The organism is Burkholderia sp. Ac-20349, from assembly GCF_017104865.1.
GTDB classification, from domain to species: domain Bacteria; phylum Pseudomonadota; class Gammaproteobacteria; order Burkholderiales; family Burkholderiaceae; genus Burkholderia; species Burkholderia aenigmatica.
This window is the reverse complement of record NZ_JAAGPM010000209.1, coordinates 1-9,673: the sequence shown is the minus strand read 5'-3', so window position 1 is coordinate 9,673 and position 9,673 is coordinate 1. Positions and strand designations below refer to the sequence as shown.

Genomic DNA, 9,673 nt, shown 5'->3' with positions numbered 1-9,673 from the left:
CTGTACGCGTGCCGACAACGCGTTCTCGACTTCCGCGAGCGCCGTGTAGAGCTTCTGGCGGAACCCGACGACCGCTTCCTCGTACTGCGTCTTCGACACCTTGATCTGCAACTGCATCGTGTTCCACTGGATGAACGGCAGCGCAAGGCCGAGCCCGAGCGTGCCGACCGGATTCATCAGCACGCGCTCGAGGCTCGTGCTCGACGTGCCGGCCTGGCCGGTCAGCGTGAAGGTCGGGTAGAAGCTCGTGCGCGTCGCGTCGACGTTCGCGAGCGATTCGCGCAGCCGGAACTCCGCCGCGCGCAAGTCGGGGCGCTGGCCGAGCAGGCTGGCCGGCAGGCCGGCCGCGACCTCCGGCGGTGCCGCGACGGGCAGTGCCGATGGTTCGGCCGCGCGTTGCTGCGGCGGCCGGTCGAACAGGATCGCGAGTGCGTGACGGTTCTCGGTGCGCTGCTGGATCAGGCGGGTCTGCGCGGCGCGTTGCGCGGCGAGGCTCTGTTCGGCTTGCGCCAGGTCGAGCCCCGACACGGCACCGGCCGTGTGCCGTGACCGGACGACCGCGAGCGTGCGTACCGCATACGCGATGTTCGCGTCGCCGAGCGCGATCTGCCGGTTCAGATAGCCGATCTGCCAGTACAGCGACGCGGTCGTGCCGATCAGCGACAGCCGTGCGGCTTCGAGATCGGCGGCCGTCGCGTCGGCTTCCCAGCGCGCGGCGTCGCGCAGCGCGGCCAGTCGGCCCCACAGGTCGATTTCATAGCTGAGCGAAACGTTCGCGCCGCTCGACCGGCTCATCTGGTGCGTATCGAGCGTGCGCGACACGGCGCCGTTCGCGCCGAGCGACACGGTGGGCGTCAGGTTCGTATTCGCGAGGCCGGCCTGCAGTTGCGCGCGGTACACGCGGATCGCCGCGATCGCGAGGTCGTTGTTGGCGCGCAGCGCATCGTCGATCAGCGCGTCGAGTTGCGGATCGCCGAAGCTGCGCCACCAGTCGCGCGTCGTGGCCGGCGCGTCGGCGGAAACCGGCGCCGCCCAGTTCGCCGGCATCGCGACGGCGGGCAGCGGCTCATGGCGCGCGCCCGCACAGCCGGCGAGCAGCGCGGCCGCGCACGCGAAGGCGCCCAGGCGGTGAAGCGGTGAGGAATGCGTCATGGCGGGCCTTGCGTCAGTCGCGCGCGAGCGCATCGATCGGATCGAGCCGCGATGCATTGCGCGCGGGCATGAAGCCGAATATCACACCGGTGAGCGTCGAGCAGACGAACGCGGTCACGATTGCGCCGGCCGAGAACACCATCTTCCACTGCGCGACGAACATCGAGAACAGCGCGCCGAGCCCGAACGACAGCGCGATGCCGATCGTGCCGCCGAGCAGGCAGACGAGCACGGCCTCGACGAGAAACTGCTGCAGGATGTCGGACTGGCGCGCGCCGACCGCCATCCGGATACCGATTTCGCGCGTGCGCTCGGTGACCGACACCAGCATGATGTTCATCACGCCGATCCCGCCGACGACGAGCGAAATCACGGCGATCAGCGACAGCAACAGCGTCAGCGACTGGCCGGTCTTCTCGACGGTCTTCACCACGCTGTCCATGTTGTACGTGAAGAAGTCCTTGCGGCCGTGGCGCTGCGTCATCAGCTTTTCGAGGCTCTTTTCGGCGGCGGCGCTCGGTTGCCCATCGCGTACGCGCACGGTGATGCTGTCGAGATAGCGTTGCCCGAACAGGCGCCCGCTCGCGGTCGTGTACGGCACCCACACGTTCAGGCTCTTCACGCTGCCGAACGCGCTTTTCTTGTCGGCCGTCACGCCGATCACGACGCACGGCACGTTGTCGACCAGGATCACTTCGCCGATCGGGTTGCGCGTCGCGCCGAACAGCTTGCGGCGCGTGTTCTGGTCGATCACGGCCACCTGCACCTGGCGGCGCACCGCGTCCTCGTCGAACGCGACGCCCAGCGCGAAGCGCATCCCGCGCGCCTGGAAGAAGCGGTCGCCGACGCCGCTCACGAGCGCGTTCACGTCGATGTTGCGGTAGCGCAGCAGCAGCGTGCGCGACGTTTCGGGCGTCGCGCTGTCGACGTACGGCTGCTCGGCGAGCGCGGCGACGTCGGCGGGCACGAGCGTCTGGATCGCGTCGGCGCGGCTGTCGCCCCAGTCGGTGCCCGGATAGATGTTGATCGTGTTCGTGCCGATGCTGCCGATCTCGTCGAGCATGTAGCGCTTCGCGCCTTCGCCGATCGCGACGATCGACACGACCGACGTGATGCCGATGATGATGCCGAGCATCGTCAGCAGCGTGCGCAGCCGGTGCGACACGAGCGCGATCCATGCCATCCGGCAGGCCTCGGCGAAGCGGCCGGAGCCGGCCGTGAAGCGGAGCGTGCGCGTGCCGGTGCCGGTGTCGGCATGCACATCGGCGTCGACAGCCGCGGGCGGCGGTGTGTCATGGCGATCGCGGGCGGGTAGCGCGCTGGCTTCTGCTTCGCTTGCTTCCGCCGCGTCGACGCCCGCTTCCGCGAGCGCTTCCGCGTAGTGCCGATTCGGCCGGTCGGCGACGATCTCGCCGTCGCTGATCTCGATGATGCGCCGCGCGTGGCGCGCGACGGCCTTGTCGTGCGTGACGATGACGATCGTATGGCCGAGCGCGTTCAGCTCGTGCAGGATGCGGATCACGTCCTGGCCGCTTTTCGTGTCGAGCGCGCCAGTCGGTTCGTCGGCGAGGATCACGTGGCCGCCGTTCATCAGCGCGCGCGCGATGCTCACGCGCTGCTGCTGGCCACCGGACAGTTGACCGGGACGATGGTGCGCGCGATCCGCGAGCCCGAGGCGCGCGAGCAGCTCGCGTGCGCGTGCATGCCGCTCCGCGCGCGGGGTGCCGGCATAGATCGCGGGCATTTCGAGGTTCGCGACCGCGTCGACGTGCGGCAGCAGGTGATAGCGCTGGAACACGAAGCCGAAGTGTTCGCGGCGCAGTTGCGCGAGCTCGTCGCTGTCGAGCATGTGCGTGTCGCGGCCGCCGACCGTGTAGGTGCCTTCGCTCGGATGATCGAGGCAGCCGAGGATGTTCATCAGCGTCGACTTCCCGGAGCCCGACGCGCCGACGATCGCGACGATCTCGCCCGCGTGGATCGACAGGTTGACGTTGTTCAGGACAACGACATCCTTGTCGCCGGCCGGAAAGCGTCGTGTGACGGCAGCGAGTTTCAGCAGAGGCTGGCTCATCGTCACACCACGTCCGCCAGCGGCGCGTGGTCGTCCCCGGCCGCTTCGCCGATCACGACACGTTCGCCGTCCTTCAGGCCGTTCAGCACTTCGACGCGCACGTTGTTGTTGATGCCGATGCGGATGTTGCGCGTTTCCGTGCTGCCGTCGGCACGCAGCACGCGCACTGCATAGGTGCCGTCCTTGCGTTTTTCGCCGAGCGCGGCGGCCGGAATGCTCAGCGCGTTGCGAGCGTTGCCGAGCACGATGTTGACTTGAGCGGTCATCGAGATGCGCAACCGATGCTCGGGATTCGGCACTTCGAACAGCGCGTTGTAGAACACGGCCGAATTCGGCTTCGTGCCGCCGCCCGCGCCGCCGCCGAGCGGGCTCTGCGCTTCGGCGTAGTTCTGCGGCGCCGGTTCGATCGCGCGCAGCTTGCCGTAGTGACGCTTGTCCGGTTCGCCGAGGATCGTGAAATACGCGGTCTGGCCGCCACTCACGCGGATCACGTCGGCTTCCGACACCTGCGCCTTCACGGTCATCGTGTCGAGATCGGCGAGCTTCAGGATCACCGGCGCCTGTTGCTGCGCGATCACGGTCTGGCCTTCCTGCGTGACGACCGCGACGACCTCGCCGTTGATCGGCGCGACGATGCGCGTGTAGCCGAGATTGGCCTGCGCGGTCTCGATCTGGATGCGGGCCGAGCGAATCTGCGCGGCGAGCGACGCGAGTGTCGCGCGCTGCACGTCGAGCGTCGCGCGGGCGGCCTCGAACGATTCGCGCGATGTCGCGTCGTCGGGCAGCATCGCCTGCTGGCGCTTGAACGCGAGTTCTGCCTGCGTGAGTTGCGCAGCGGTCGATTGCTGTTGCGCGCGCAGGCTTTCTTCGCTGGCGCGCGCCTGGCGCAGCGCGTTTTCCGAGATCACGGGATCGATCTCGGCAAGCCACTGGCCCTTCGTGACCTTGTCGCCGAGCTTGACCTTCAGCGACTTCAACTGCCCCGACACCTGCGCACCGACGTCGACCTGCCTGAATGCCTGCAGCGCACCGGTGGCGAGCACCGCGTTCTCGAGATCGCCGCGCGAGACGGGCGCGGACAGGTATTGCGGATGCTTGTCGGGCGCGCACGCCTTCAGCGTGACGCCGATGGCGATCGCGACGATGGCAACGGAAGCCAGCACGATGCGCCGGCGGCGAGGGTTCTTCTGAGTCATGAGCGTGCGGCAAGGATGAAGCGATGCCGGCGATGCGTGCGGCCGGGCGGGACGATCCGGTCGGCGTCGCATGTCGGGCAGGGTGCCCGCGACGGCATCCGCGTACGCATCGCGCGGCCGTGCCGGATCGAATCAGCCGCTCATGGTAAGGGAGGACATCACGCCAAATCGTGTGGAAATTGTGCTGAATTGTGCGAGCGCCGCCCCGGAGCGGGGGCCGGGCGGCGTCATTGTGGCGATCTGTGAAAAGGCCGGGCGAAGGCTCGTGAGCGTGTTGCGGCCTACATTCAGGTGCGTTAACGCTGCGCGGCGGCGCGTGCCATCATCGGCCGGTCGCGTGCCTCGTCGAGCGCGGGCAGCGCATCGACCTGCGCCTGCGTCGGCCTCCATTCGTCGAGGGGCGTGAGCGTGAAGCCGCTGCCGATCGGCGGGTTCACGAGCGTGCCGGGCGTGCGATGCTGCTTGACGACGCCGGACGCGAGCCGGTCGGTCACGCGTTCGCTTTCACGCTGGTGTCGAGCCTCGTGCGGCCAGGGTGCGCGGTGCCGCGCGCCCGACCCCCGAGCTTACGCGCGCTGCCCGCCCGCGTCGATCCGGCGTTGCGTGTCGGCGTCGACGATGTCGCGGATCGCGCTGAACAGCGGTGCGGCGTCGGTATAGCGGCGGCCGTAGCCGAGATTGAACGCGTAGTCGAAATCGGGCGGATTGCTGCCCTGGTTGTGCTGCAGGATCGTCTCCAGCTTGTCGAGCGCCTTCGCCGCGCGGGCTTCCGGCGACGCCGCCGCGTCGTATTCATCCCACAGCGCGATGATCTCGTCGCGTGGCCCGGGATCGAGCGACGCGGTCAGCGTCAGCAGGTCGTCGCGTTCGTGCGCGCTTTTGTCGGGGTGCGCGGCCTGTTCGATCGCGGGGATGTCGCCGTGCAGCGCCTCGCCGAGATCGTGGACGACGCACAGCTTCAACAGTTTCAGCGTGTCGATACCGGGCAGCGCGTCGGCGAACACGAGCGCCATCAGGCACAGCCGCCAGCTGTGCTCGGCCGTGCTTTCCGTGCGCCCGGACGACGTGTGGCCGCTGCGCAGCACGTCCTTGAGGCGTTCGGCTTCGCGCAGGAAAGCGAGCCGGGCGTGGATCGTATCGGGGTTCATGGTCGGCGTCCTTGCGATGAGCCGTCCAGCGTAGTGCGGGTGGGGGCGGTTCGTCCACGCATGAAATATGCGTGGTGGGGGCGAGCATGGGGCGATGTCGTGCAGCGGTCGCGGGCCGGGTCGGGCTCGCCGACGGGCATGCTTTGCCGTGCGCTTACTTCGGCCCAAGTCCGAACGTCAGCGCAATTCCGGACCAGCACAACAGGACGACGAAGCCGATCTGAACAATCACGACCAGGGCGAATGCATAGGGGCGGCTGCGGCGTGCCACCCGTGTACCACCTGCGTTGGCGACGCCCGAGCGTAGCGCGTGCAGTACCGCGGCGCCGATGGAGAAAGCGAGCACGCCGAACACGAGGTCCAGCACGATTAGCCTCAACATCCGCCGCTCTCTGCGGCGGGACTGCCATTCACGATGAAGTCCTCCGCGTGGCGGGCGCCAAGCGTCGAAGCGCGCTGCGCCGTCACCGCATCGGATGGCGGTTGTATACCACGCGTTGCGATCCGGCGATTACGCATCCTCAAGCGTCTCCACGAGCCGCGCGGCCGACCCGTCCGACAACGTCATCCGCGTCCAGCGGCACACGCTGCCGCGGATCGGCACGACCTGCGACGCATTCGCGCCGGTGTCGAATTCGACGCTCGGCGGCCCCACGCGGTCATGCCAGCCGAGCGTATCGAGCGCGGCTTCCATGCGGACGATCTCCGGGCTCGCGTAGCGCCACAGCGACGTGCCGAGCAGCATCGACAGCGGCGGTGAGAATTCGGCTGCACGTGCCGAAGATGAAGCGAGCAGGCGGTGCGTGAGGTCGCACACGAGATGCATGCGGCCCGCGCTGCCCGAGACAAGCCGCGCGAGCGCGTAGTCGCCCGCGGAATCGAGGCGCGCGGCGAGCAGCCGCTCGGCCGTCGCGCGTTCGTCGGGCGACATCTGCTGGCGGCCGGCTTCCCAGCGGGAGATCGTCGATTGTGCGACGCCGAACAGGTCGGCCGCATGGCTTTGCTTGACGCGGTGCAGCGCGCGCCAGCGCTTGAGCTGCGGGCCGAGCGCGGACGGATGAAGCGAAGGGTCACGCATGTCGATGCTCCTCGTTCGGGCGTTGGCCGGGTGCCATGACGGACGGGGCCGATCTAGAACCCGCCGATTGGCCGGTCCTTGAACGAAAAATACGCGACCGGCAGCAGCAGGACCCCGCCCAGCACGAGCACGCCGTCGGCTGCCACGGTGACCGGCGTGGCCAGGATCCGGAGCCCCTTCGCGAAGGCGGACGGCGCTTCGTCGATGCCGACCGTATAGCGCTCGTTGAACGGTTGTGCGGTGCCGTCCGGTTTCAACGTGAAGCCTTCGGTGGAATAGCGCTTGCCGACGACGTTGCCGTCGAGTTCGAGCCGGTCGCGCCAGTTCCTGAAGCCGTCGGCGGTTGCCGCCTGACGCTCGTCGTCCGGCGCATCCTTCGACAGCACGGTGTCGTACTGGCCGGTCACGTCGCTGCCGTCGGCGCGGAAGCTGATGAACGACGTATGCAGCGATTTGCGATAGCTGGCCGCCAGCACCGGGCGCAGCTTGTCCGGCAGATCGAAGATGTAGTGGTAGCGTTCGCCCAGCACCACCAGCTTCTTGCCGTCTTTCGTGATCATGAAAGCGGAAACGTGCTCGACGTAGGGCTCGTCGTGGTTCTCGTACAGCGCCCGGGTGAAACAGCCCGACAGCGCGAGGCTGCTCGCGGCCACGCCGGCGGCCAGCAGGCGCCGGCGCGTGATCGATGTGCTCATTTCTTGTGGTCCCGTCTGATGCGGTTTGGCTCAGCGGCTTTCGCCCTCGGAAGCCGGATTCTCGCGTATCCACCGCGCGTTGTCGAACGGGAAGTCTGCCTCGGCAGTGGCCGGCCGGCCCTGTCCATGCCGTGCCGACAACGTTTTCGTCACGCTTTCAACCGTCACCGCCATATCTTATTATTTGGCCGGTGCGGAGGCGTACCGGCCGCCATCGGTCATGTCGAGGCATGACGCGCCGGTACGAATTACCGCATTTTGACCGATACGTCGCACGACGCTCGGTTGAAACGGCAGGAAACGCGTGACCAGCGCGTTTCCCGAAAAAATGACGAGAGGGCGCGATGGTACGACTGGTCTTGCTGCTGCTGGGTATCGAATATCTGCGCACCCGCTGGCGCGGGCTGACCGTGTTCGGCTGGGTGTGGGTCGTCGCGGGCGGCGTGATCTTCGTCGATGCGCTCGACGGCGCGCTGCACTTTCCGATCCAGATCTTTGCGTGGCTGTTCCTGATCGAGGGGCTCGCGACGCTCGCGGTGGCCGGCAGCGGCGTCGGCGGTCAGCGCATCCTGCGCTACGTCAAGGGGATCGCGGTCGTGGTCGCCGCCGGGCTCGTGTTCGCGGGCCATCACCACGGCCATTTCCTGCTGTCGATGATCTTCGGCACGCTGTTCCTCGTCGACGGGCTGCTGCAGTGCACTTCCGCGTGGATGGTGCGCTATCGCCGCTGGAACGTCGCCTTCGCATGGGGCGTCGTCGAGATCCTGCTGGCGATCTTCTTCTACCAGCCGTACCCGACGCACTACGTGGGCACCGTGCCGTACTGCCTTGGCCTGCTGCTGATGTTCGGCGGGATGCACATGCTGAGCCTCGCCGCGCGCGTGCGGCGGCTGACGCGTAATCCGGCGTTCGCGACGTCGCCGGCGCCGGCGCTCGCGCCCGATCTCGACGATGTGCGCGACACACCGCATTTCGCGCAATCCGAATGGGACGGCCCGCCCGCCGACGGCGAGCATGCGCTCACCGTGCACGTGTGGACGCCGACCGGCACGTCGAAGGCCGAGGCGCAGCGCTATCCGGTGATCGACCGCTATATCGCGGCGGTGGACGTCAACGGCGTGATCTCGACCGGTCACGCGGCGCTGGAGTCGCCGGAGGGCATCTATATCAGCCTGTATCCGGGCGTGGAAATCGATCGTTCTCCGGACGAATTTACGCGCATCCTGCGCGCGACGCGCGAAAACGACGTGCCGGGCCTGTTCCAGCCCGACTACGCGACCGAGTCGAAGGCGTGGTGTCCGTCGACCGTGCGGGTGCGGATCCGCAACTACGATCCGGCGAAGCTGGACGCGTTCTGGTCGTCGTACCGGCAGAACGTGACGTACAACCTCACGCATCGCAACTGCTCGAGCACCGTGTCGAATGCGCTCGAAGCCGCGCTCGACGGCGCGGTGTGGCGGCTGAAAGGCACGCGTGCCGGGTGGGGCGCGTTCGTGCGGCTGCTGCTCACGCCCGAGCTGTGGGTCGCCGCACAGATCCGCAAGCGCGCGGTGACGATGGCGTGGACGCCCGGTCTCACGCTCGACTATGCGCGCGCGCTCAGCATGCTTGCCGACCCGCGGCCGTTCGCGTGGTGGAAGGTCGCGCGCTCGGCCGTGAAGGCGATCATGGCGTCGCGCCGCACGTGGCGCGAGCAGGACAATGCGGCGTTGTCGCCCGGTGGACCGGAGGCGGCGTCGATGAAGTGATCGCGTGCCGCCGGACGAGGGCCCGGCGTCACAGCGGCCGCCACTACGCGGCCGCGCGATGTTGCCCGCCACGAGAACCCACCTACGCAAACAACAATGAACAAGACGAGCGCATTCCGCATCCTGATTCCCGCCGCGCTGGCGCTGACGTGCGCCGGCTTCGCACAGGCGAGCGCGGACGAAGTGCCGCGCATGAGCAACGATGTGTACCGGACGTCGGTGTCGTTCTGCTCGAACGTCGCGGCCAGCGAGAAGATCGCGTGCCAGGGCGACATGATCGCCGCGGGCAGCCGGATCGTCGCGGCGATCGGCGGCCTGCCGCCGGCCTCAGCCACGTCGATCGACGAAGGCGCGCGCAACAAGCTGCCGGCGGCGGAGCGCAAGGGGCTCGCGCCGGTCGAGCCGGGCGCGATCGACAAGGACGACGACCTTGCCGGCCTCGCCGGCATGGTGCGCCTGTGCGATGTGTACGAGTCCGAGCCGGCGTCGCGTGCGCGGCATCACGCGGCGCTGAAGCAGCAGGCGCCGGACGCCGCGCCGCGCGTCGAGGCGTTGCTGGCCGACGGGTCGACGGCCGCGCGCCAG

General features: G+C 68.3%; 10 protein-coding genes. 2 read left to right on the top strand and 8 right to left on the bottom strand.

What is annotated here, in order from left to right:
- From G3N61_RS36150 to G3N61_RS36115, 8 genes are all read right to left on the bottom strand, one after another.
- A partial coding sequence (locus G3N61_RS36150; RefSeq protein WP_205824782.1) for an efflux transporter outer membrane subunit occupies nucleotides 1–1,152 on the bottom strand: 1,152 nt, incomplete at its 3' end.
- A 13-nt stretch (nucleotides 1,153–1,165) separates the two neighbouring features.
- Entirely contained in the window at nucleotides 1,166–3,223 is a 2,058-nt protein-coding gene (locus tag G3N61_RS36145; protein ID WP_205824781.1) for a MacB family efflux pump subunit, read from the bottom strand.
- Between the two features lie 2 nt (nucleotides 3,224–3,225).
- A complete protein-coding gene (locus tag G3N61_RS36140) occupies nucleotides 3,226–4,419 on the bottom strand; it encodes an efflux RND transporter periplasmic adaptor subunit (RefSeq protein WP_205824780.1) in 1,194 nt (397 codons plus the stop codon).
- Between the two features lie 296 nt (nucleotides 4,420–4,715).
- Nucleotides 4,716–4,913 carry a hypothetical protein gene (locus tag G3N61_RS36135; protein ID WP_241018069.1) on the bottom strand — a complete coding sequence of 66 codons (198 nt, stop codon included), beginning with the start codon at nucleotides 4,911–4,913 and terminating at the stop codon, nucleotides 4,716–4,718.
- Between the two features lie 72 nt (nucleotides 4,914–4,985).
- Nucleotides 4,986–5,567: an HD domain-containing protein gene (locus G3N61_RS36130; RefSeq protein WP_089452128.1), complete on the bottom strand. Its 582-nt coding sequence runs from the start codon at nucleotides 5,565–5,567 to the stop codon at nucleotides 4,986–4,988.
- 154 nt (nucleotides 5,568–5,721) lie between these two features.
- The gene (locus tag G3N61_RS36125) at nucleotides 5,722–5,934 is read right to left on the bottom strand and encodes a hypothetical protein (RefSeq protein WP_143331090.1); all 213 of its coding nucleotides are present in this window, start codon (nucleotides 5,932–5,934) and stop codon (nucleotides 5,722–5,724) included.
- Nucleotides 5,935–6,078: 144 nt separating this feature from the next.
- Entirely contained in the window at nucleotides 6,079–6,645 is a 567-nt protein-coding gene (locus tag G3N61_RS36120) for a helix-turn-helix transcriptional regulator (protein WP_205824778.1), read from the bottom strand.
- A 53-nt stretch (nucleotides 6,646–6,698) separates the two neighbouring features.
- Nucleotides 6,699–7,340, bottom strand: coding sequence for a hypothetical protein (locus G3N61_RS36115; RefSeq protein ID WP_043180153.1), 642 nt, complete (start codon nucleotides 7,338–7,340; stop codon nucleotides 6,699–6,701).
- A 344-nt stretch (nucleotides 7,341–7,684) separates the two neighbouring features.
- On the opposite strand from G3N61_RS36115, the gene G3N61_RS36110 reads away from it, so the two are divergent.
- The gene (locus G3N61_RS36110; RefSeq protein ID WP_205824776.1) at nucleotides 7,685–9,088 is read left to right on the top strand and encodes a DUF308 domain-containing protein; all 1,404 of its coding nucleotides are present in this window, start codon (nucleotides 7,685–7,687) and stop codon (nucleotides 9,086–9,088) included.
- A gap of 96 nt (nucleotides 9,089–9,184) precedes the next feature.
- On the top strand, nucleotides 9,185–9,673 hold a 489-nt coding region (locus G3N61_RS36105; protein ID WP_205824774.1), incomplete at its 3' end, for a hypothetical protein.

What these genes read in the sequence shown, in the direction of transcription:
- G3N61_RS36115 (WP_043180153.1), bottom strand. Translation starts at nt 7,340, where the DNA reads ATGAGCACATCGATCACGCGCCGGCGCCTGCTGGCCGCCGGCGTGGCC.
- G3N61_RS36120 (WP_205824778.1), bottom strand. Translation starts at nt 6,645, where the DNA reads ATGCGTGACCCTTCGCTTCATCCGTCCGCGCTCGGCCCGCAGCTCAAG.
- G3N61_RS36145 (WP_205824781.1), bottom strand. Translation starts at nt 3,223, where the DNA reads ATGAGCCAGCCTCTGCTGAAACTCGCTGCCGTCACACGACGCTTTCCG.
- G3N61_RS36140 (WP_205824780.1), bottom strand. Translation starts at nt 4,419, where the DNA reads ATGACTCAGAAGAACCCTCGCCGCCGGCGCATCGTGCTGGCTTCCGTT.
- G3N61_RS36110 (WP_205824776.1), top strand. Translation starts at nt 7,685, where the DNA reads ATGGTACGACTGGTCTTGCTGCTGCTGGGTATCGAATATCTGCGCACC.
- G3N61_RS36130 (WP_089452128.1), bottom strand. Translation starts at nt 5,567, where the DNA reads ATGAACCCCGATACGATCCACGCCCGGCTCGCTTTCCTGCGCGAAGCC.